Consider the following 20,479-nt stretch of genomic DNA (forward strand, 5'->3'; position numbering starts at 1 on the left):
CAGTGCGCCACCCGCCCCCGTGGGACCGGGGCGGGTGGCGCAGATGGCGTCAGGTCGCCGTGTAGGTGACCGTCACCTTCTCGTAGCCGAGGGAGCGGAGCAGGCCCTCCAGCATCTTGCGCGTGTTCTCCTCGGCCCGGGCGGTGAGCCCGCTGTCGCGGGCGGCCGCCGTGATCCGGTCCTCGGCGAGCTGGTAGACCTGCTGCTGCCGGTTGGGGTCGCCGCCGACCAGGTCGTTCAGCCGGTTGATGAGGCCGCGCTGCTCGGCGAAGACGTAGCTCTTGTCCATGTCCAGGTCGGTCTCGCCGAGCTGCGGCGCGGGCAGCTTGATCTCGACGGACTTGCCGTCGTCGGAGACCACCACGGCCCCGTCGGCGATCTTGGCGAAGTCGACGTAGGCCTCGATGCGGCCCGCCCCCACGAAGAGTGTGCGCTCGTTGAGCAGGAAGTCGGGCACGTTGCGCCGGTCCTTCTGCACGTCGACCACCACCTGGAAGTTGCCCTCGGCAGCCACGTAGCGGCTCAGGTCGCGGATCGACTTGAGCAGCGGCGGCTGGCTGCGGTCGGTCTGCTCCTTGGCGAACGGGTTGCGGAAGTCCGGCAGCAGGCCGGTCGCCTGCACGCCGAGCAGCACCACCACGGCCAGCGCTGCCGCGCCGAGCACCCAGAGCAGGCCGCGGGCCGGGGCACCGGGCGACGCCGGGCCAGCGGGCCGGGGGTCGGACGGGACGTCCGACCGGGCCCGGAGGGACTCGCCGGTCGGGTATTCCGGAAACTCCCTGGTGGGCTCGTTGATGTCACCGTCGCGGGCCATCGCCCCTCACCGTCCTCGTCCGACACATCGACTGAGAATGACGGTACGGCCACCGTGCGACAGTCGCTCGTCGAGCGACCCGAACGGGTGAATCCGCAGCTCAGGCGAACGCGGAGAGCCCGGTGAGCCGCTGCCCGATGACCAGCTGGTGGATCTCCGAGGTGCCCTCGTACGTCAGCACGCTCTCCAGGTTGTTGGCGTGCCGCATCACCGGGTACTCGCCCGAGACGCCGTTCGCGCCCAGGATGGTGCGGCACTCCCGGGCGATGGCCAGGGCCTCCCGCACGTTGTTCAGCTTGCCCACGCTGACCTGGTCGGGGCGCAGCTTCCCGGCGTCGGCCAGCCGGCCCAGGTGCAGCGCGAGCAGCAGACCCTTGTTCCACTCGACCGCCATGTCGGCGAGCTTGGCCTGGGTGAGCTGGAAGCCGGCCAGCGGCCGGCCGAACTGGGTCCGGGTGGTCGCGTAGGACAGGGCGGTGTCCAGGCAGTCCCGGGCCGCGCCGAGCGCACCCCAGACGATCCCGTGCCGGGCCTCGGTGAGGCAGCTCAGCGGCGCCTTGAGCCCGATCGCCTCGGGCAGCCGGGCGTCCGCCGGCAGCCGCACGTCGTCGAGGGCGATCTCGCCGGTCAGCGACGCGCGCAGCGACATCTTGTGCCGGATCTCCCGCGCCGTCACACCGGGCGTGTCCATGGGTACGGCGAAGCCGCGGACGCCCTCGTCGGTGCGCGCCCAGATCACCCCGACGTCGGCGATCGGGGCGTTGGTGATCCACAGCTTGCTGCCGGTGAGGATCCAGTCGTCCCCGTCGCGGCGGGCGCGGGTGGCCATCGAGGCCGGGTCGGAGCCGTGGTCCGGCTCGGTCAGCCCGAAGCAGCCGATCGCCTCGCCGGCCGCCATGGCGGGCAGCCAGCGCTGCTTCTGCTCCTCGCTGCCGAAGCGCCAGATGGCGTACATGGCCAGCGAACCCTGCACGGAGACCAGCGAGCGGATGCCGGAGTCGCCGGCCTCCAGCTCCAGGCAGGCCAGCCCGTACGCGACGGCCGACGCGCCGGCGCAGCCGTAGCCGGTGAGGTGCATGCCCAGCAGGCCGAGCTTGCCGAACTCGCGGGCCAGCTCGCGGGCCGGGACGTGGCCGTTCTCGTACCAGCCGGCGACGTGCGGGCGGACCCGGTCGTCGACGAGCTGGCGCACGACGGCGCGGATCTGACGCTCCTCCTCGCTCAGCGACGCGTCGATGTCCAGCAGGTCGAGAGGGGTCATGGCGTCACCTTAACGAAGACTCAGGGGCGCGTCACTCGCCCTGACCGCTGAGCACCAGCACCCGGGCGTGGATCTGGTTGCGCTGCTGGAGCGCCGCGCGCAGCGCCCGGTGCAGGCCGTCCTCCAGGTAGAGGCCGCCGTTCCACTGCACCACGTGCGGGAAGAGGTCGCCGTAGAAGGTGGAGTCCTCGGCGAGGAGCTTGTCGAGCGCCAGCTCCCGCTTGGTGGTGATGAGCTGGTCCAGCCGCAGCGGGCGCGGCGGGATCTCGGCCCACTGCTTGAGCGTGAGGTTGTGCTCCGGGTAGGGACGCCCGTCCCGGACCGCCCTGAAGATCACGGCACGCTCCCCTCCCCCCGGCCGGGCTGTTGATGTCGGTGCCAGCCTAGCCGCACCCGCCACACCGCGTTTTACTCCCTCATGTCGGGTTCGCTACCGCCGGTACCCAGCCCGGACGCGCTGAACCACCCTCAGTTCCAGCGGCCCCGCCGGACCACCTCGTCCACCGGCCGGCGGCCGCGCCGCAGCGACGGCGACCGGTGGTCGGGTGCCCGGTAACCTACCGTGATAGCGCCGATCGGGTGGTACTCCGCCGGCACACCGAACGCCTCCCGGTACGCCCCGATCCGCTGCGGCGGGATGCCGAAGAAGCACGCGCCCAGCCCCTCGTCCACCGCCGTGAGCAGCATCAGCAGGGCGGCGAAGCCGGTGTCGACGTGCCAGTAGGGCACCGGCCAGCGGTCCTCGGAGCGGTCCGCCCAGCCCTTGTCCGGCTCGGCGTATCGGTCCAGGTACGCCGAGCGGTTGGCGTGCGGCACCACGATGAGCGGGGCCTTGCGCATCCCGGCCAGCCAGCGTTCCCGGCCGCCGCCGCCCGGGCTGGCCGCCGCCCAGAACCGGTCCCGGTCCGCCGGCTCCTCCAGCACCAGGAAGCCCCAGCCCTGGGCGAACCCGGCCGACGGCGCCCGCACGGCGTGGTCCAGCAGCCGGTCCACCACCTCGGGCGGGACGGGGCGGTCCGGGTCGTAGTTGCGGACCATCCGGCGGCGCCGGACGACCTCGGCGAACTCCACGCTCAGGCCCCGGGCCGGATGCCCCAGGCGCCCCGCCAGGTCTGCCCGGGGGCCAGCGTGATGAGGTCCCGGCCCGAGCGGAACGCGTCGGCCGGGCAGGTCATCGGCTCGACCGCCACCGAGCGCCGGTGCCGCTCCCCGGTGAGGGTGTCCCCCGTGAAGACCTGCCACCAGCCGAACTCGCCGTCGGCCCAGATGTGCACCGCGGCCGAGCCGTCCGGGGCGGCCAGGGTCACCGACGAGCCGCCGTCGGCGTCCCGCACCACGTCGCCGAAGGCCAGGTCGAGCACCGCGGCGCCGATCGCGCGGGGCTCGCTGTAGTCGTACTCGGTGCCGGCCACCCCGGTCGCGGCCACCGGCAGCAGCCGGTTGTCCAGCAGCACCCGGGTCCGCCCCGGCACCCGCATGGTCAGCTCGTCCACGCCGACCTTGGGCAACTGCAGGTAGGGGTGGACGGAGAAGCCGAACGGGGCCGGCTCGCCGGACAGGTTCGTGACCTCGTGCTCGGCGCGCAGGCCGTCCGCACCGACGCTCCACCGGCTCCGCAGCCGCAACGCCCACGGGTAGCCGGGGCTGGGCGGCAGCTCGTAGCCGATCGTGACGCTGTCCGGCGACTGCTCGACGAGCTGCCACCGCACCCAGTTGACCAGGCCGTGGATGGCGTTGTGCCGGGCCGGCTCGGTCAGGTCGAGCTGGAACGACCGGTCGCCGAAGGTGTACGCGCCGTCCCGGATCCGGTTCGGCCAGGGGGCCAGCACGTGACCGGCCGAACCGGGGCAGAGCTCGTCCGCCTCGTACCCGTCGAGGTAGTCGGTCCCGTCGTGCCGGTAGGCCCGCAGGCCACCGCCGACCTCCACCACGACGGCCTCGTGGCCGTCGGCGGCAATGGTCCACTGTGCCCCCGACGGGGACGGGCGCGCGTCGGTCTCCATGTCGGCGACCTTAGCCCGTCCGGTCCCGCTCGCCCGCCCCGGCGGCCCGGTAGCGGAGCAGGGCCGGGAAGACCGTCACGAGCAGCACCGCGAGCACGGCCGAGGCGATGCCGCCGCCCACCATGGCGATGGTGGTGCCGGAGGCGGCGGCCATCGCGCCGGCCCGGAGGTCGCCCAGGCGCGGGCCACCGGCGACCACCACCGTGTTGACGCCCTGGAGCCGGCCGCGCATCCGGTCCGGCGCGTAGATCAGCAGCATCGACTGCCGCAGGGTCGCGCTCACCAGGTCGGCGGCGCCGGCCAGGCCGAGCAGGGCCACCACCAGCCAGAGCTGGCGGGCCAGGCCGGCGGCGGCGATGGCCACGCCCCAGCCGACCACGGCCACCACCAGCACGACCCCCTGCCGGCGCACCCGGCCGATCCAGCCGGAGGTGAGGCCGCCCAGCATCGCGCCGATGGCGATGGCGCTGTAGAGCCAGCCCACCGCCGCCCCGCCGCCGAACCGCTCGTGCGCCAGCTCGGGGAAGAGGGCCCGGGGCATGGCCAGGATCATGGCGATCAGGTCGATGGCGAAGGAGAGCAGCAGCACCGGCGTGGTGGCCAGGTAGCGCAGCCCGTCGACGATGCTGGCCAGCCCCGCCTTGCGCGGGGTGGCGGCACCGTCGGGATCGGGCTCGGGCGGCATGGCCGGCAGCCGCAGGGTGGCCCAGAGCGAAACGGTGAACAGCAGCCCGTCGACGCCGTACGCGATCGGCAGCCCGATGTCGGTGCGCCAGGTGGCGAAGATCAGGCCGGCGGCGAGCGGCCCGAAGACCGAGGTCGCCGTGAACGTGGTGAAGTTCAGCGTGCTGGCCGCCGGCACGAGGTCGGCCGGCACCAGGCGGGGCAGGATGGCGCTGCGGGTCGGCGAGGTGATCGCGAACGCGATCGACTGCACCGCGACCAGGACCAGCAGCAGCACCGGGCTGCCCACCCGCAGCAGCGACTGGAGCAGCAGCGCCAGCGTCGACGCCCAGAGCAGGGCGCCCCCGCCCAGCAGGACCCGCCGCCGGTCCCGGGCGTCGGCGACCGCGCCGCCCCACAGCCCGAAGACCAGCAGCGGCACGAAGCCGGCGATCCCGAGCAGGCCGACCCAGAACGAGCCGCCGGTCAGGTCGAACATCTCCACCGGCACGGCCACGGCGGTGAACTGGAAGCCGAACATCGCCACGGCGTTGCCGAGCCACACCCGCCGGTACGCGGGCACGCCCAGCGGCCGCAGGTCGATGGCCCAGCGGCGCGCTCCGCGCGGCCGGGCCTCCTTCACCCCCGTCACGGGGCGAGCCGCTCGATCGCCCAGGCGCCGTCCCCGGTACGCCGGAACCGCAGCCGGTCGTGCAGCCGGCTGGCCCGGCCCTGCCAGAACTCCACCGTCTCCGGCCGCACCCGGAACCCGCCCCAGTTGGGCGGGGCAGGGATCTCCGCCACGTCGGCGAAGCGCTCGGCCGCCGCCCGGTACGCCGCGTCCAGCGCCGCCCGGTCCGGCACCACCCGGGACTGGGTGCTCGCCCAGGCGCCGAGCTGGGAGCCGCGCGGCCGGACGGCGAAGTACGCCTCGGTCTCGGCCCGGTCGACCCGGGTCACCCGACCGGTGACCGTCACCTGCCGCTGCATCGGGAACCAGGGGAAGACCAGGCTGGCCCACGGGTTGGCGGTCGCCTCGCCGCCCTTGCGGGAGTCGTAGTTGGTGTAGAAGACGAACCCGTCCGGGTCGTACCCCTTGAGCAGCACGGTGCGGCCGCTCGGCCGCCCGTCGGCGTCGGCCGTGCCGACCACCATGGCGTTCGGTTCAGGCAGCGGATGCGCCACCGCGTCGGCGAACCAGCGGGCGAACTGGGTGTGCCAGTCCGGCGCGAGATCCGATTCGGAAAGGCCCAGGTCGGCGGCGTACTCGTTACGCATGCCGGCCGGGGCGGGTGTGTCGCCCGTCACTCTCGTCGTCCCTCTCCCGGGGATGCCGGCGTCCCCCGACGCTGGCCAGGCCCCACCACCCAGTCTTCTCCAGCCCGTGAGCTTGTCCACCGGCGGGGATGTCATGTGGCGCACAGTCGCTGCGGGTCGCGAATCCGGTTACCGAGCAGGCAAGATGTTCCGAACACATCCCTGAGGGGTCGCCCGAGCCGCGGGCCCGTCCAGCCCGCGCGGCCACCACCACCGCCGGAAGCCAGGAGACGACATGTCCGATTTCAAACCGGGCCTGGAGGGCGTCGTAGCCTTCGAGACCCAGATCGCCGAGCCGGACCGCGAGGGTGGCGCGCTGCGCTACCGCGGCGTGGACATCGAGGATCTGATCGGCCAGGTCTCCTTCGGCAACGTCTGGGCGCTGCTGGTCGACGGGCGCTTCGGCCCGGGCCTGCCGCCGGCCGAGCCGTTCCCCGTGCCGGTGCACTCCGGTGACATCCGCGTCGACGTGCAGTCCGCGGTCGCCATGCTCGCCCCGTACTGGGGGCTCAGCCAGCTCCTCGACATCTCCGACGAGCAGGCCCGCGAGGACCTGGCCCGGGTGTCGGTCACCGCGCTCTCCTTCGTCGCCCAGTCCGCGCGCGGCCTCGGCCTGCCGGCGGTGCCGCAGAAGGAGATCGACAAGGCGGAGACCATCGTCGAGCGGTTCATGAAGCGCTGGCGGGGTGAGCCCGACCCGCGGCACGTCAAGGCCGTCGACGCCTACTTCATCTCGGCCGCCGAGCACGGCCTGAACGCCTCCACCTTCACCACCCGGATCGTCGCCTCCACCGGCGCCGACGCCGCGGCCTGCATCTCCTCCGGCATCGGCGCCCTCTCCGGCCCGCTGCACGGCGGCGCGCCGTCGCGGGTACTCAGCATGCTGGAGGCCGTCGAGCGCAGCGGCGACGCCGAGGGCTACGTCAAGGGCGTCCTCGACCGGGGCGAGCGGCTCATGGGCTTTGGCCACCGGGTCTACCGGGCCGAGGACCCGCGCGCCCGCGTGCTCCGCCGCACCGCCAAGGAGCTGGGCGCGCCGCGCTTCGAGATCGCCGAGGCGCTGGAGAAGGCCGCCCTGGCCGAGCTGCAGGCCCGCCGCCCGGACCGCGTGCTCGCCACCAACGTCGAGTTCTGGTCGGCCGTGGTGCTCGACTTCGCCGAGGTCCCGGCCCACATGTTCACCTCGATGTTCACCTGCGCCCGGATGGGCGGCTGGTCCGCGCACATCCTCGAGCAGAAGAAGCTCCAGCGGCTGGTCCGCCCGTCGGCCCGCTACGTCGGCCCGGGCAGCCGGAAGCCGCAGGAGGTCGAGGGCTGGGACGCCATCCCGCACGGCGTCTGATCCTCCCCGCGTACCCCTGCCGGGGCCCGGTCCGTCGCGGACCGGGCCCTGGCGTTTCTGTGGCGCATCCCTCAGCCCCGGGTGTGGGACCAGCCGCCGGGGTGGGCCGCGCGGGTGCGAGGATGAAGGCCGGCAGTGCCGCCGGACCGGGCTCGGACCCGGCTCCGCCGCGCGCCCGCGCGTGGCCGCCGCCGCTCCGCGCCCCGCTGACAGGGCCCGCTCGCCCACGCGGAAGGATCGAGAAGACCGTGGCTGACGCACCGACCATCCGGATTCCCGACGACATCAGGCCCGCCGACGGCCGCTTCGGCTGCGGGCCGTCCAAGGTCCGTCCCGCGGCGGTCTCCGCACTCGCCGACGTCGCCACCAGCTACCTGGGCACCTCGCACCGGCAGAAGACGGTCCGCGACCAGGTGGCCCGGCTGCGCCGCGGCCTCGCCGAGTTCTTCGCCCTCCCCGAGGGCTACGAGGTGGTCCTCGGCAACGGCGGCACCACCGCCTTCTGGGAGGTCGCCGCCTTCGGCCTGATCCGCGACCGGGCGCAGTTCGCCAGCTTCGGCGAGTTCGGCGCCAAGTTCGCCAAGTCGGTCAAGGACGCGCCGTTCCTGGGTGAGCCGACCGTTCGCAGGTCCGAGGCGGGCAGCGCGCCGACGCTGGTCGCCGAGGCGGGCGTGGACGTCTACGCCACCCCGCACAACGAGACCTCCACCGGCGTGGCGGTGCCGATCAGCCGGGTGCCGGGCGCCGACGAGGGCTCGCTGCTGCTGGTCGACGCCACCTCCGGCGCCGGCGGCCTGGAGGTCAACGTCGGCGAGACCGACGTCTACTACTTCGCCCCGCAGAAGTGCTTCGGCTCCGACGGCGGCCTCTGGCTGGCCCTCATGTCGCCGGCCGCGCTGGCCCGGGCCACCGAGATCAAGGAGTCGGGCCGCTACATCCCGGCCTTCCTCGACCTGGTCACCGCGATCGACAACTCGCGGCTGGAGCAGACCTACAACACGCCCGCGCTGGCCACCATCTTCCTGGCCGCCGAGCAGACCGACTGGATGAACTCGCAGGGTGGGCTGGCCTGGGCGGCCAAGCGCACCGCCGAGAGCGCCGGCATCGTCTACGGCTGGGCCGAGCGCTCCTCGTTCGCCACCCCGTACGTGACCGACCCGGCGCTGCGCTCCAACGTGGTCGCCACCATCGATTTCGCCGACGGGGTGGACGCCTCGGCGATCGCCAAGGCGCTGCGCGCCAACGGCATCGTCGACACCGAGCCCTACCGGAAGCTCGGCCGCAACCAGCTCCGCGTCGCGCTCTTCCCGGCGATCGAGCCGGCCGACGTGGAGGCGCTCACCGCGTCCATCGACTACGTGGTCGAGCGACTCTGATCAGCTGATCACGGTGGGTGGTCGTCGGGGCCCCGACGACCACCCACCGTGATCATCGTTGCAGCTCAGTCGCGACATGCCGAGTGTCGCATCCCCCAGCTTCGGGTAGATGAGCGTACGGTGGTCCGAGACGCCCGGGTGGCCGGCTCGTGGCGTGACGGCCAGCGAAGCGGGACGGAGGCAAGCCCATGCGCCCAGTACGCTTCGTCGCCCTCTCCGAGGACGGCCAGGCTCTGGTGCTCGCCGACGAGGTCGGGCGCCTGCTCGCCCTGCCGATCGACGAGCGCATCGCCTCGGCACTGCACGCCGAGCCGGGCGCGCCCCCGCTCGCCGTGGTGCCGAGCGCCGCCGATCCGACGCCGTCGCTCTCCCCGCGCGACATCCAGGCCCGGATCCGCTCCGGCGAGTCCGCCGAGGACGTCGCCCGCATCGCCGGCGTGCCGGTCGACCGCGTCCTGCGCTACGCCGGCCCGGTGCTCCAGGAGCGGGCCATGCTCGCCCAGCACGCCCGGCGCACCCGACTCAAGGGCGCCGAGAAGCCCACCCCGCTGGCCGAGGTGGTCAACGGCCGGCTGGCCCAGCACGGGATCGACACCGAGAAGATCTCCTGGGACGCCTACCGCCGCGACGACGGCACCTGGCGGATCATCGCCACCTGGCCGTCGGGCAAGGCCACGGCGCAGGCGGTCTGGGATCTCGACAAGACCCGGCAGAACGTCAGCCCGCACGACGACATGGCGCAATACCTGTGCGCCGAGCGTCCCACGCCGATCCTCGGTCAGGAGCCGGCGCCGGAGCGGGGCGGTCACGCGCTGCCCGGCCCGTCGCGCGGCGAGCCGAGCCGGGGCGGGCACGGCCTGCCGTCGCCCGGCGAGCACGCCCGTCCGGGGCGGGACCCGATCCGTGCCGGCCGCGACGCGCTGCTCGCCTCGCTGGACCGGCCGCTCGGCGGCACGTCCGGTCGTGGCCTGGACACCCGCTCCCCGGCCGCGCTGGCCGGGTCCGACGCACCCCGCCAGCGGGCGGTCACCGGGGGCGCGGCCGCGCTGCTCGGCGGCGGCCAGGGCTCCGCGTTCGACGACGACTCGGACGCGCCGAAGGAGATCCCGGCCGTGCCGTCGCTGGCCGTGCTCCGGCCGCGCCGCACCGGCGCCCCGGCGGCGACCGGTGGCACCGGCACCGAGTCCACCGAGGCCGGTGGCAAGCCGCGCAAGCGCCTGCCGAGCTGGGACGACGTCCTCTTCGGCACCGGTCCGGCGGCCCGCGAGTCCTCCTGACCAACCGTCCGTCCACCCTGGCAACGGCGAGGCACTCTAAGTGCCCGCGTGCCAGGGTGGACCCATGGAGTACACGAACCTGGGACGCACCGGCCTGTCGGTGAGCCGGCTCTGCCTCGGCACCATGAACTTCGGGCCGCAGACCGACGAGCCGGACAGCTTCGCCATCATGGACCGGGCGCTGGAACACGGGATCAACTTCTTCGACACCGCGAACGTCTACGGCTGGAAGCTCGGCGAGGGTGTCACCGAGCAGATCATCGGCCGCTGGTTCGCCCAGGGCGGCGGGCGCCGCGACCGGGTCGTCCTGGCCACCAAGGTCTACGGCAAGATGGGCGAGTGGCCCAACGATCAGGGCCTGAGCGCCCGGCACATCATCCGGGCCTGCGAGGACTCGCTGCGCCGCCTCCAGACCGACACCATCGACCTCTACCAGATGCACCACATCTCCCGGACCACGCCGTGGGAGGAGATCTGGCAGGCCATGGAGACCCTGGTCGCCCAGGGCAAGGTCCTCTACGTCGGCTCGTCCAACTTCGCCGGCTGGCACATCGCCCAGGCGCAGGCGGCGGCCGGCCGCCGCAACTTCCTCGGCCTCGTCTCCGAGCAGTGCATCTACAACCTCCTGACCCGGCACGTCGAGCTGGAGGTGGTCCCGGCCGCGCAGCACTACGGGCTGGGCATCATCCCCTGGTCGCCGCTGCACGGCGGGCTGCTCTCCGGGGTCATCCGCAAGATGGCCGAGGGCGGCGCGGCCCGCGGCACCACGGGCCGGGCGGCCGACGCGCTGGCCGAGCACCGGACCACCATCGAGGCGTACGAGAAGCTCTGCGCCGACCTGGGGCACGACCCGGCCGACGTGGCGCTGGCGTGGCTGCTTTCCCGGCCGGGCGTGACCGCCCCGATCGTCGGCCCGCGCACCATGGACCAGCTCGACCGTAACCTCGGCGCGCTGGACGTGAAGCTCGACGAGGCCACGCTGGAGAAGCTCGACGAGCTCTTCCCGCCGGTCGGCAACGGCGGTCCGGGGCCGGAGGCCTGGGCCTGGTGACCCGCTGACCGGGCCGGCCGGGCCTTCCCTGCCGGCCCGGTCAGATCGGCCAGGCGGCGAGGCGGTCGTAGGTGGGGCGCGGCCCCGGGTGGCTGCGCATCAGGATTAGTTCGCCGGCACTCCACTCGGGGCCGAGGTATTCGTGCAGGGTCTCCCGGTCGGCGAGCACGTCGGCGCGGTCGATCCGGTCGCCGGGGCGGGCGATGGTCAGGTGGGCCCGGAACGGCTTCTCGTCGTGCGGCAGCCGGGCCCGGCGCAGCCCGGACCGGATCAGCCGGGCCAGCACGGCCAGCCCGTCGACCTCGCCGCGCACGTCCACCCACAGCACGGTGAACCGGCCGCGCCCGAAGCTGCCCCCGCCGCCGAGCCGCAGCCGCGGCGAGCTGCCCCGTGCCTCCCGGAAGGTCTGCGCGGCCAAGCCGAGCGCGCTCTCCACGTCGACCAGCCGGTCGTCGGGCACGTCACCGAGGAAGGCCAGGGTGAGGTGGGCGTTGGCCGGGTCGGCCAGCCGGACGTTGGTGCCGGCCGCCGCGGCGGCCCCGGTGCGCAGCCGGGCGACCTGGGCGCTCAGGTCGTCGACCGCCGGCTTCGGCGGGTAGACCGCGACGAAGAGCCGCACCGCTCAGCGGTGTCGCTGGTGGTGGCCCGGGCGGGCGGCGGGCAGCGTGAGCCCGGCGGCGTGCAGGAGGCCCTCGACGCGTACCCGTTCGATCTCCCGGTCGACGCCGTCCAGCTCGGCCAGGTGCTCGGCGATGCCGAGTGCGGCGCAGGCGGCCCGCAGCCGTTCGTCGTACGCGTCGATGACCGCGCCGTGCCACACCACCGAGCGGTCGGCGGCGGCGAGCCGGTGGCCGCCGAGGCGGCGCAGGTCGACGGCGAGCTGTTCCAGCGGGCGGCGGTTCTCCCGGTCGAACTCGGTGAGGTCGATGTCGCGGGTGAGCGACTCGGCCTCGATGGCCCGGTCCAGCCGCGCGATGGTGCGGCGTGTCCGCCGCCGCTCCCGCCATTCCGCCCAGCCGCAGGCCACCCGGTCGAGGATCTCGTCGGCGCAGAAGACCAGTGCGAAGAGAGCGGGCAGGCAGCAGACGGCGAGGATCGCCAGCACCAGCAGTAGTCCCCGCCCCACTCCCACATATCGACGCTAAGCCTCGTTGTCGCCGCCCGCCACCCGATTGGCGAGATCCGGACGCGAATGAATGAGGAAGGACCGGTACCCGCGGGCGGGAACCGGCCCTTCGGGTGGTCGACGGGTCACTCGGCTCCGGGCGACACCACGTAGAAGCGCGGCATGGGCAGCACGCGCAGCCGCAGCCGGGCGCCGGAGCGGCGCAGCTGCCAGGTGAGCGCCAGCAGGGCGGCGGCCAGCGAGATCAGGCCACCGATCCAGATGCTCGCGCCGGCGCCGAACGTCTCGGCCACCCAGCCGATGATCGGCGCGCCGACCGGGTTGGTGCCCAGGAAGACGAGCACCCACAGCGCCATGACCCGGCCCCGGAAGGCTGCGTCGACGCCGAGCTGGACCCGCTGGTTGGCGGCCTGCGCGAAGAACACCATGAAGAACCCGGTGGGCAGCAGCAGCGCCACCACCAGCCAGTACGACCCCGCGAGCCCCACCAGCGTGCCGAAGCTGGCACAGCCGACGGCCGCGCCGAGCACCAGCCACACGGTGGGCCGGCTGCGCCGCCCCGTGCCGGCCAGGGCGCCGACCAGCGCGCCGACCGCCAGCGCGGTGGTGAACAGGCCGAACGAGGCGGCACCCGTCTTGAACACGGTCTTGGCCAGCGCGGCGAGGGTGAGCTGGAAGTTGAACAGGGTCATCCCGACCACCGACATGAGCGCCATCGGCAGCAGGATGTCGGGGCGGCGCGCGACGTACCGGAGGCCGTCCACGACCTTGGCCTGGTCGCGCTCGCCGGCCGGCGGGAGGTCCTTGCGGTACAGCTCGTCGGTGCGCATCCGGACCACGTTGACCAGCGGGGCGATCGAGCTGAACGCGGTGATCAGGAAGACCGGGCCGACGTCGAAGGCGGCGATGGCCAGGCCGGCGACGGCCGGGCCGAGGATCCGGGCCGAGTTGAAGGTGGCCGCGTTGAGCGAGAGCGCGTTCGGCAGCAGCGGCATGCCGACCAGTTCGGAGACGAACGCCTGCCGCACCGGGGTCTCCACCGCGTTGAACACCCCGAGCAGGGCGGCGAACGCGAAGACGTGCCAGAGCTGCACCAGCCCGGTGACCACGAGCAGGCTCATGGCCAGCGCCAGCACGGTCCAGAAGATGTTGGCGACGAAGAGCAGCATCCGCTTGTCGTAGCGGTCGGCGAGGCGGCCGGAGATCAGCGTCAGCAGCAGCACCGGGGTGAACTGGAGCGCCGTGACCACGCCGAGCGCGGTCGCGGAGTTGCCGCTGAGGTCGAGGACGAGCCAGTCCTGAGCGATGTACATCATCCAGACGCCGATCAACTTGATCAGCTGCCCGGTGGCGAAGAGTCGGTAGTTGCGGACTCGTAGGGACTGGAACATCGTGCTCAACTTGGCCTGCACTCTAGGTGCGCCTCCTCGCGGTCAGGTACGCCTCATCCACAGCGGACGAAGCGGACCGCGGGACGCGGGTACCCGCTCAGGCGCGAGCGATGCCCTGCAGGATGTCGGCGGCACGTCGCAGCGTGTCGCGTTCCTCCTCGGTCAGGGCGGCCAGCCGACTGGCCAGCCACTCGTTGCGGGCCCGCTCGAACTGGTCGAGCACGGCCCGTCCCCCCTCGGTAGCCGCCAGGATGACCTGCCGTCCGTCGGTCGGGTGGGGGGTCCGCTGCACGAGGCCGCGGTCCTCCAGCTTCGCAACGATCTTCGTCATCGTGGGCGGCTGCACCCGCTCGATGTCGGCCAGCTCCCGGGGTGTCAGGGCGCCCGCCAGGTTGAGGCTGGTGAGCGCCGAGAGCTGGGTGACCGTGAGGTCGCCGACCGGTCGGGCCTGCCGGACCCGCCGGTTGAGTCGGGTGATCGCATCACGCAGCTGAGGGGCCAGCTGCGCCGGTGGCACGCGTTTCGCCGTCACCGTCCGCTCCGTCACACTAGTTAGCTTAACTAATGAGCCTGGCTAACGACATGCGATATGACCAGGCTCACCAGGGGTCAGAGGGGTCAGGGCAGCACGGACTCGATCGGCCCGCGCAGGAAGTAGAGAATGAACAGCGCCGCCACCCCGTACAGCAGGGGGTGGACATCGCGGACCTTGCCCTTCGCCAGCTTCAGCAGCACGAAGGTGATCACGCCGGCGCCGATGCCGTTCGAGATCGAATAGGTGAAGGGCATGAGCACGATGGTGAGGAACGCCGGGATGGCGATCTCGTAGTCGGTCCAGTCGATGGTGCGCACCGCGGTCATCATGAGGAACCCGACCACCACGAGCGCCGTCGACGCGGCCTCGAACGGCACCACGGCCGACAGCGGCGCCAGGAACATGGCCAGCAGGAACAGGCCGCCGGTGACCAGGTTGGCCACCCCGGTCCGGGCGCCCTCCGCGACCCCGGCGGCACTTTCGATGTACGACGTGTTGCTCGACACCGAGGCCGCGCCACCCGCGGCGGCGGCGATCGAGTCGACCAGCAGGATCTCCCGCGCCCGCGGCGGGGTGCCCCGCTCGTCGAGCATGTCGCCCTCCTGGCCGATGGCGACCATCGTGCCCATGGTGTCGAAGAAGTCCGTGATCAGCAGGGTGAACACGAACATCAGCGGGACCAGCCAGCCGACCCGGGTCCACGAGTCCAGCACGTTGAAGTTGCCGAGCAGCGAGAGGTCGGGGATGTCGACCACCTTCTTCGGCAGCTCCGGCACGTTGAGCGCCCAGCCCTTGGGGTTCGGCTTCCCGTCGACGAACGACGGGCCGATGTTGCCGACGGCCTCCACCACGATCGCCAGCACCGTGGAGACGAGGATGCCGATGAGGATCGCCCCGCGCACCCGGCGTACCACCAGCACCAGGGTGAGCAGCAGGCCCACCACGAAGACCAGCAGGGGCCAGCTGACGATCTTGCCGCCGATGCCCAGCCCGACCGGCACGGTCGTGTTCGCCACGTCCGGCACCCGCCGGACGAAGCCGGCGTCGACCAGGCCGATGATCGTCAGGAAGAGGCCGATGCCCACGCCGATCGCCGTCTTGAGCTGGGTCGGCACCGAGCGGAACACCGCCGTACGCAGCCCGGTGAGCACCAGGATGCCGATCAGCACACCCTCGATCACCACGAGGCCCATGGCGTCCGCCCAGGTCATCTGCGGCGCGATCTCGAACGCGACCAGCGCGTTGACGCCCAGCCCGGCGGCCAGCGCGATCGGGAACCGGGCCACCACGCCCATGAGGATGGTCATGACGCCCGCGACCAGCGCGGTGGCCGCCGCCAGCGCCGGGATGGCCAGTTTGCGCCCGTCGCCGTCGACCGCGCTGCCCAGGATCAGCGGGTTCAACACCACGATGTACGCCATCGTGAAGAACGTGGCCAGCCCGCCCCGGACCTCCCGGCCCGGCGTCGACCGGCGGGCGGAGATCTCGAAGAAGCGGTCGAAGGCGTTACGCGGGTGCGCGGGATCGGGTGGAGTGCCGTGGTCGGGCGGCGGCGCTATCGCCATCGGGTCCTCACATATTGATCGACCGGGTGTCGCGCGCATCGTCCCAGATCACTCGCGGGCAGGGAAGGACGATCGCGTACGCTGGGCGGGTGCCCCAGGAGGAACCGCCGCGGCCCGAGCCGCTCGACCCGCCGATGGTGCCGTTCGCCGTCGCCGGGCTGATCGCCTGGGCGGTGGCCGGGCTGGTGCTGCTGCTCTTCTTCCGCGACTGGCTCACCGCGCACGGGCACCAGAACTGGCTCTGGACCTGCCTGGCCGGTTTCCTGTGGGGCTTTCCCGGCCTGGCCGTGATGATGCGGCACGACGCCAACCGGCGCCGCCGCCGGGCCGCCACCGCCCGCCAGGGCTGATCCCGTCAGGCCGTCAGGGCTGATCCGTCAGGGGTGACCGTAGGGCTCCGCCGGCTCGGCCGCCTCGACCGAGCCCGGGGCCCGGCTCACCGACACCGCTTCCACCGCGCTGTCGTCGTAGACCGTCGGCAGCTCGTCCACCGGGGTCTCGGCCGCCTCGATCAGCGTCTCGGAGTGCGCGCCGCAGCCGTGGTCGGCGCTGACCACCCGGCCGTCGTCGGGGGCGTAGAAGTTGCCGCAGGCGCCGAAGGCCTGCCGCATCGCTCCGGCCAGCGGCAGGTAGAAGCCACAGGTGCCGCAGCGGGCGGCGGCCGGCGCGGCCACCGAGATCGCGGCGTCGGGGCCGTGGTCGCCGTCGTACCAGCGCTGGGCCGCGTCGGCGCGGCCCTCGCGGGACAGCACCCGGGCCCGGCCGAGGCCCAGCTCCCAGGCGGTCTCCTCGACGGCCGGGTCGTCGGAGAGCAGGTAGCCGGGGGCGAGCCGCTCGTCGTCGGCCGGGGTGGGCAGCAGGTCGCCGGGGCCCAGGTCGCCCGGCTTGAGCCGCTCCTGCCAGGGCACCCAGCCCGGGGCGAGCAGCGCGTCGGAGCCCGGCAGCAGCACCGTCTCGCAGATGGTGACCGTGCGGCTGCGCGGCACCCGGGTGACCGTGACGGCCCAGCGCCAGCCCCGGTAGCCGGCCAGGCGGCACTCGAAGTAGTGGGTCACGAGCCGGTCGCCCTCGGCGACGGCCTGGAGGTGCTCGCCGACGTCGGCGGGGTCCACCTCGGTGATGGCGGCGCGGGCCACGTCGACGGCGGCGGCGCACACCTGGTCGAGCCGGGGAGCGCGGGCGGAGGCGGGCCTGGTCACCGGACCATTGTTCCCCATGCCCACGGTCGGGTGACAGGGACTCCCCGGAGTCGTTCTCTCCGGGTGATGCGGCACGCGTGGATCAGATGGGCGAGGATGGGACGCATGCCGCTGTCCTCCCGCTCCGGCCGGTCCGTCCTCGGGCGGACCGTCGGCACCGGCATCCGTGCCACCCGCCTGCTGCTCCGGGGCTCGTTGCACGGCGGCCGCTGGATGACCCGGCGGGCCGGCACGGCTCGGGCCCGCAGCGCCGGCAACGAGGTCGGCATGGTCCGCCTCTTCGACCTGCACGCCCTCTCCTGCGCCGGGGACACCCTGATCGCCATCGGGCTGGCCGGCACGATCTTCTTCGACGTCCCGCTGGGTGAGGCGCGCAACAAGGTCGCGCTCTACCTGCTGGTGACCATGGTCCCGTTCGCCATGCTCGCCCCCGTGGTCGGTCCGCTGCTGGACCACTTCCGGCACGGCCGCCGCTACGCGCTCGCCGCCACCATGCTGGGCCGGGCCTTCCTGGCCTGGCTGATCTCCGACTACATCGGCGGCTTCGGGCTCTATCCCGCCGCGTTCGGGGTGCTCGCCCTCTCCCGGGCGTACGGGGTGGCCCGCTCGGCCGCGGTGCCCCGGCTGCTGCCCGAGGGGCTCGGGCTGTCGCAGGTGGGCGCCCGGGCGAGCGTCTACGGCACGGTGGCCGGCGCGCTGGTCGCCCCGATCGGGCTCGCCGCCTTCTGGCTCGGACCGCAGTGGCCGCTCCGGGTCGCCTCCGTGATCTTCCTGATCGGCATGGTGATCTCGCTGCGGCTGCCGCCGCGGGCCGACTCGGAGCCGCCGGAGCGGGTGCCCCGGCCGTTGCGGGCGCTGCGCCGCCGGGACGGGGAACGCCCGCTGGGCCGGGGCCGTCCCGCCGGCCGGCTGGTGATCGCCACGCTGATCGGGGCGGCGGCGCTGCGCGGGCTCTACGGCTTCCTCCTGCTCTTCCTGGCCTTCGCGATCAAGGCCGGCGACCTGACCACCGACTTCTTCGGCCGGGACCTGGGCGCCCAGGGCGCGCTCGGCCTGGTCGGCGGCGCCCTGGCGGTGGGCACCTTCCTGGCCACCGCGATCGGCACCCGGCTGCGCATCCACCGCCCGGCCGCGATCCAGTCCAGCGGCACGGTCATCGTGGCCGGGGTGGCGGTGCTGGCCGCGCTGAAGTTCTCGCTGCCCATGGTGGCGCTGCTCTGCCTGGTCGCCTCGATGATGAGCGGGATCGCCAAGCTCGCGGTCGACGCCTCGATCCAGGAGCGGATCCCGGAGCGGCTGCGGGCCAGCTCGTTCGCCCACTCGGAGACCGCGCTCATGCTGGCCTTCGTGGCCGGCGGCGGGCTCGGCCTGGTCCCGTTCACCGGCCCGGTCGGCGTGGCGGTCGCCGCCTGCGTGGCCGCGCTGGTGGCCGCCCGCGGCGTGCTGGTGGCCACCCGGCTGCGCAGCGAGCACCTGGTCGGCCGCCCGCTCGGCGACGACGAGTTGGCCACCGAGGCGGGCACGGAGTTCGACGACCCCGCCCCCACCTCCCCGGCCCCGCACCGCGCGGACCCGCCGCAGCACCCGGCCGACGACGAGGGGCTGGCGCCACCCGGCTTCCACATCTACCGCCCCTCCTCCTCCGTCGGCGGACCGGGCGGCAGCGAGGAGGAGAACCGGCGGGAACCCCGGGGACCGGTGGCGTGAGCGGACTGCTGGTGGTGACCGCGGTGCCCGCCGAGGCCGACGCGGTCCGGGCGGGCCTCACCGACCCCACGGTCACCGTCGCGCCGGTCGGGGTGGGTCCCGCCGTCGCCGGCGCCGCCACCGCACGGCTGCTGGCGCTCGCCGAGGCAGCCGGACGCCCGTACCGGGCGGTGGTCAGCGCGGGCATCGCGGGCGGCTTCGTCGGCCGCGCACCGGTCGGCGGCACCGTCCTGGCCACCCGCAGTGTCGCCGCCGACCTGGGCGCCGAGTCCCCCACCGGCTTCATCCCGTTGGAGGACCTGGGCATGCCCGCCGAGCTGCTGGGCGGCGGCAGCGTCGTACCCGCCGACCCCGGCCTGCTGGGCGCCCTCCGCACCGCCCTGCCGGACGCCACCGTCGGCGCGGTACTCACGATCAGCACGGTCACCGGCACCGCCGCGAGCACCGCAGCCCTCGCCGACCGTCACCCCGACGCCGTGGCCGAGGCCATGGAGGGGTACGGCGTCGCGGTCGCCGCCACCCAGGCCGACCTCCCCTTCGCCGAGCTGCGCACGATCTCCAACCCCATCGGCCCCCGCGACCGCGGCTCGTGGCGGATGCGCGAGGCGTTCGCCGCACTCACCGCGGCCGCAGCCGCCCTCCGCTGACCGGCGCCGGCCCTTCGCTTGTGGGCGGTGGCTGCCCGCGGCGGACCGGCCGCTCGAAGCGCAAGGCCGCCGGCCGGCTCGCCTCCAACTCGAATCCGCAGGCGAGCAGGAAGCTCGCGCCGCCGCTCTCGGCGATCGCGTGCGCCGACCGCACGCCGGCCCGGTCCATCTCCGCCAAAAACGCGGCGACCAGCCGGCGCCCGATGCCCAGCAAGCGGTAAGCCGGCGCGACGAGCACACCGTCCACCACGATCTGCCGCTGACCCAGCTCGGGATGCCCGATGAGCAGGTCGGAGCTGCGTTCGTGCGCACGCAGCTCACCGACGAGATCACCATCCGGCAACTCGGCGACGAACCGCCAGGAGGTCGACGGCAGAGCCGGATCGACGTGTCGGCGGACCAGGTAGTCGCTGCGCACCCGCTCACGCTGCCGGTCCCGGTCCCGCATGGTGCGATCGAGCCGGAACGTCACGGCCGGCAACTGCGGCCAGCGGTTTGGTGGCACGTTGAACCAGTGCGCCCACCAGGCACCGGGCCAGTCCTTCGGCTCACGCACCTCGCGGGCGTCCAGGTGGGCGGGGCAGTGCCGCCCCGCCGCGTCCCGCAGGTCCTCGTGCGGCACCGCCGCCAACTCGCCGGTCACCGGCCCTTCGAGAACGATCCGACCGGCCACGGCACCGAAGAGACGTTCGACGGTGCGAAAGCTCGGATCCGACGACTGCCCCGACTCGATGCGGGCAATCGTGGCCTGCGGCACCCCGGACTTGCAGGCCAGCTCCCGCTGGCTCAGATCAGCGGCGCGGCGCAGTGCCCGCAGGGTCGCAGCCAGGTCGGTCACGGACTCGGCGTCGGTCACCGAGCCATGTTGGGGCGCTGCCGCGACCACCCTCAACCCGGCCTTTCCACCTGTGGATAACCATGTGGAAAACAGCGGTGGCTGGGGACGGGTGAGGTCGCTGGCGACTACAAACTTGATGACGTGGACGAGTCAGGACCTCAGGCAGTGCGGCTCCGGTGTGCTCGTTGACAACATCACTGAGGTCCCAGGCGGGTCAGGCCAGGGCTGCTGCGGACGTCACGACCCCGGGCGCACGTGGCCGGGGGCATGCCCCGACCCGTTCACGTCATCAAGTTCCTAGCCGCTGGACAACAGGTGCCCAGGCCGAGCGGTGAGCCGGCGCACCGGCGAACTCGACGCACTCGAC

At 73.4% G+C, this 20,479-nt stretch carries 21 protein-coding genes; 7 read left to right on the forward strand and 14 right to left on the reverse strand.

The genetic code is table 11. The features are described 5' to 3' along the window. Nucleotides 1-49: 49 nt before the first annotated feature. From GA0070214_RS08345 to pdxH, 7 genes are all read right to left on the reverse strand, one after another. Nucleotides 50-814, reverse strand: coding sequence for a DUF4230 domain-containing protein (locus GA0070214_RS08345; protein ID WP_091260998.1), 765 nt, complete (start codon nucleotides 812-814; stop codon nucleotides 50-52). A 100-nt stretch (nucleotides 815-914) separates the two neighbouring features. Continuing rightward, on the reverse strand, nucleotides 915-2,075 hold the full coding sequence (locus GA0070214_RS08350; protein ID WP_091261000.1) for an acyl-CoA dehydrogenase family protein: 1,161 nt from the start codon (nucleotides 2,073-2,075) through the stop codon (nucleotides 915-917). A 31-nt stretch (nucleotides 2,076-2,106) separates the two neighbouring features. Continuing rightward, nucleotides 2,107-2,412 carry a type II toxin-antitoxin system VapB family antitoxin gene (locus tag GA0070214_RS08355; protein WP_046566293.1) on the reverse strand — a complete coding sequence of 102 codons (306 nt, stop codon included), beginning with the start codon at nucleotides 2,410-2,412 and terminating at the stop codon, nucleotides 2,107-2,109. Nucleotides 2,413-2,543: 131 nt separating this feature from the next. Beyond that, complete coding sequence (locus GA0070214_RS08360; protein WP_091261002.1) at nucleotides 2,544-3,146, reverse strand: nitroreductase family protein; 603 nt, start codon at nucleotides 3,144-3,146, stop codon at nucleotides 2,544-2,546. Between the two features lie 2 nt (nucleotides 3,147-3,148). Beyond that, entirely contained in the window at nucleotides 3,149-4,078 is a 930-nt protein-coding gene (locus GA0070214_RS08365; RefSeq protein WP_091261004.1) for an aldose 1-epimerase family protein, read from the reverse strand. Nucleotides 4,079-4,088: 10 nt separating this feature from the next. Beyond that, nucleotides 4,089-5,393 carry an MFS transporter gene (locus GA0070214_RS08370; RefSeq protein WP_091261007.1) on the reverse strand — a complete coding sequence of 435 codons (1,305 nt, stop codon included), beginning with the start codon at nucleotides 5,391-5,393 and terminating at the stop codon, nucleotides 4,089-4,091. Then, nucleotides 5,390-6,019 carry a pyridoxamine 5'-phosphate oxidase gene (gene pdxH / locus GA0070214_RS08375; RefSeq protein WP_208602695.1) on the reverse strand — a complete coding sequence of 210 codons (630 nt, stop codon included), beginning with the start codon at nucleotides 6,017-6,019 and terminating at the stop codon, nucleotides 5,390-5,392. Before pdxH ends, GA0070214_RS08370 begins: the two co-directional genes overlap by 4 nt. Nucleotides 6,020-6,293: 274 nt before the next feature. Between pdxH and GA0070214_RS08380 the strand changes: the two genes are divergently transcribed. The 4 genes from GA0070214_RS08380 to GA0070214_RS08395 all read left to right on the forward strand — a co-directional run bounded on the left by GA0070214_RS08380 (nucleotide 6,294) and on the right by GA0070214_RS08395 (nucleotide 11,104). Then, the gene (locus tag GA0070214_RS08380; RefSeq protein WP_091261011.1) at nucleotides 6,294-7,400 is read left to right on the forward strand and encodes a citrate synthase 2; all 1,107 of its coding nucleotides are present in this window, start codon (nucleotides 6,294-6,296) and stop codon (nucleotides 7,398-7,400) included. Nucleotides 7,401-7,648: 248 nt separating this feature from the next. Further along, complete coding sequence (gene serC, locus GA0070214_RS08385) at nucleotides 7,649-8,776, forward strand: phosphoserine transaminase (protein WP_091261014.1); 1,128 nt, start codon at nucleotides 7,649-7,651, stop codon at nucleotides 8,774-8,776. 188 nt (nucleotides 8,777-8,964) lie between these two features. Further along, entirely contained in the window at nucleotides 8,965-10,053 is a 1,089-nt protein-coding gene (gene sepH / locus GA0070214_RS08390) for a septation protein SepH (RefSeq protein ID WP_091261017.1), read from the forward strand. A 64-nt stretch (nucleotides 10,054-10,117) separates the two neighbouring features. Next, entirely contained in the window at nucleotides 10,118-11,104 is a 987-nt protein-coding gene (locus GA0070214_RS08395) for an aldo/keto reductase (RefSeq protein WP_091261019.1), read from the forward strand. A 40-nt stretch (nucleotides 11,105-11,144) separates the two neighbouring features. Here GA0070214_RS08395 and thpR read toward each other — a convergent pair whose 3' ends face one another. The 5 genes from thpR to GA0070214_RS08420 form a co-directional block, all read right to left on the reverse strand. Next, nucleotides 11,145-11,723, reverse strand: coding sequence for an RNA 2',3'-cyclic phosphodiesterase (gene thpR, locus GA0070214_RS08400; RefSeq protein ID WP_091261021.1), 579 nt, complete (start codon nucleotides 11,721-11,723; stop codon nucleotides 11,145-11,147). A gap of 3 nt (nucleotides 11,724-11,726) precedes the next feature. After that, on the reverse strand, nucleotides 11,727-12,236 hold the full coding sequence (locus GA0070214_RS08405) for a hypothetical protein (protein WP_091261022.1): 510 nt from the start codon (nucleotides 12,234-12,236) through the stop codon (nucleotides 11,727-11,729). Nucleotides 12,237-12,355: 119 nt separating this feature from the next. Continuing rightward, a complete protein-coding gene (locus GA0070214_RS08410) occupies nucleotides 12,356-13,642 on the reverse strand; it encodes an MFS transporter (protein WP_091261024.1) in 1,287 nt (428 codons plus the stop codon). 76 nt (nucleotides 13,643-13,718) lie between these two features. Continuing rightward, nucleotides 13,719-14,168: a MarR family winged helix-turn-helix transcriptional regulator gene (locus GA0070214_RS08415; protein ID WP_208602683.1), complete on the reverse strand. Its 450-nt coding sequence runs from the start codon at nucleotides 14,166-14,168 to the stop codon at nucleotides 13,719-13,721. Between the two features lie 71 nt (nucleotides 14,169-14,239). Beyond that, nucleotides 14,240-15,721: an NCS2 family permease gene (locus tag GA0070214_RS08420; protein ID WP_091261027.1), complete on the reverse strand. Its 1,482-nt coding sequence runs from the start codon at nucleotides 15,719-15,721 to the stop codon at nucleotides 14,240-14,242. 89 nt (nucleotides 15,722-15,810) lie between these two features. Between GA0070214_RS08420 and GA0070214_RS08425 the strand changes: the two genes are divergently transcribed. After that, entirely contained in the window at nucleotides 15,811-16,071 is a 261-nt protein-coding gene (locus GA0070214_RS08425; RefSeq protein WP_091261028.1) for a DUF2530 domain-containing protein, read from the forward strand. 27 nt (nucleotides 16,072-16,098) lie between these two features. Here GA0070214_RS08425 and GA0070214_RS08430 read toward each other — a convergent pair whose 3' ends face one another. Then, complete coding sequence (locus GA0070214_RS08430; RefSeq protein WP_091261029.1) at nucleotides 16,099-16,938, reverse strand: DUF3027 domain-containing protein; 840 nt, start codon at nucleotides 16,936-16,938, stop codon at nucleotides 16,099-16,101. Between the two features lie 87 nt (nucleotides 16,939-17,025). Here GA0070214_RS08430 and GA0070214_RS08435 point away from each other — a divergent pair, with 87 nt between their 5' ends. Both GA0070214_RS08435 and GA0070214_RS08440 read left to right on the forward strand, forming a co-directional pair. Continuing rightward, the gene (locus GA0070214_RS08435) at nucleotides 17,026-18,627 is read left to right on the forward strand and encodes an MFS transporter (RefSeq protein WP_091261030.1); all 1,602 of its coding nucleotides are present in this window, start codon (nucleotides 17,026-17,028) and stop codon (nucleotides 18,625-18,627) included. Continuing rightward, a complete protein-coding gene (locus GA0070214_RS08440) occupies nucleotides 18,624-19,274 on the forward strand; it encodes a futalosine hydrolase (protein ID WP_091261032.1) in 651 nt (216 codons plus the stop codon). The genes GA0070214_RS08435 and GA0070214_RS08440 overlap by 4 nt, the downstream gene beginning before the upstream one ends. Here GA0070214_RS08440 and GA0070214_RS08445 read toward each other — a convergent pair. Beyond that, nucleotides 19,246-20,160, reverse strand: coding sequence for a GNAT family N-acetyltransferase (locus GA0070214_RS08445; RefSeq protein ID WP_425255618.1), 915 nt, complete (start codon nucleotides 20,158-20,160; stop codon nucleotides 19,246-19,248). The two genes, GA0070214_RS08440 and GA0070214_RS08445, sit on opposite strands and share 29 nt — an antisense overlap. Nucleotides 20,161-20,479: the final 319 nt, after the last annotated feature.

It is taken from the genome of Micromonospora chaiyaphumensis (genome assembly GCF_900091435.1).
Classification (GTDB): Bacteria; Actinomycetota; Actinomycetes; order Mycobacteriales; family Micromonosporaceae; genus Micromonospora; species Micromonospora chaiyaphumensis.

Bases quoted from the DNA above. Each gene is read 5' to 3' on its own strand.
- pdxH (WP_208602695.1), bottom strand. From the start codon at position 6,019: ATGCGTAACGAGTACGCCGCCGACCTGGGCCTTTCCGAATCGGATCTC.
- GA0070214_RS08380 (WP_091261011.1), top strand. From the start codon at position 6,294: ATGTCCGATTTCAAACCGGGCCTGGAGGGCGTCGTAGCCTTCGAGACC.
- GA0070214_RS08350 (WP_091261000.1), bottom strand. From the start codon at position 2,075: ATGACCCCTCTCGACCTGCTGGACATCGACGCGTCGCTGAGCGAGGAG.
- GA0070214_RS08395 (WP_091261019.1), top strand. From the start codon at position 10,118: ATGGAGTACACGAACCTGGGACGCACCGGCCTGTCGGTGAGCCGGCTC.
- GA0070214_RS08420 (WP_091261027.1), bottom strand. From the start codon at position 15,721: ATGGCGATAGCGCCGCCGCCCGACCACGGCACTCCACCCGATCCCGCG.
- GA0070214_RS08365 (WP_091261004.1), bottom strand. From the start codon at position 4,078: ATGGAGACCGACGCGCGCCCGTCCCCGTCGGGGGCACAGTGGACCATT.
- GA0070214_RS08345 (WP_091260998.1), bottom strand. From the start codon at position 814: ATGGCCCGCGACGGTGACATCAACGAGCCCACCAGGGAGTTTCCGGAA.
- GA0070214_RS08430 (WP_091261029.1), bottom strand. From the start codon at position 16,938: ATGGGGAACAATGGTCCGGTGACCAGGCCCGCCTCCGCCCGCGCTCCC.
- GA0070214_RS08435 (WP_091261030.1), top strand. From the start codon at position 17,026: ATGCCGCTGTCCTCCCGCTCCGGCCGGTCCGTCCTCGGGCGGACCGTC.
- sepH (WP_091261017.1), top strand. From the start codon at position 8,965: ATGCGCCCAGTACGCTTCGTCGCCCTCTCCGAGGACGGCCAGGCTCTG.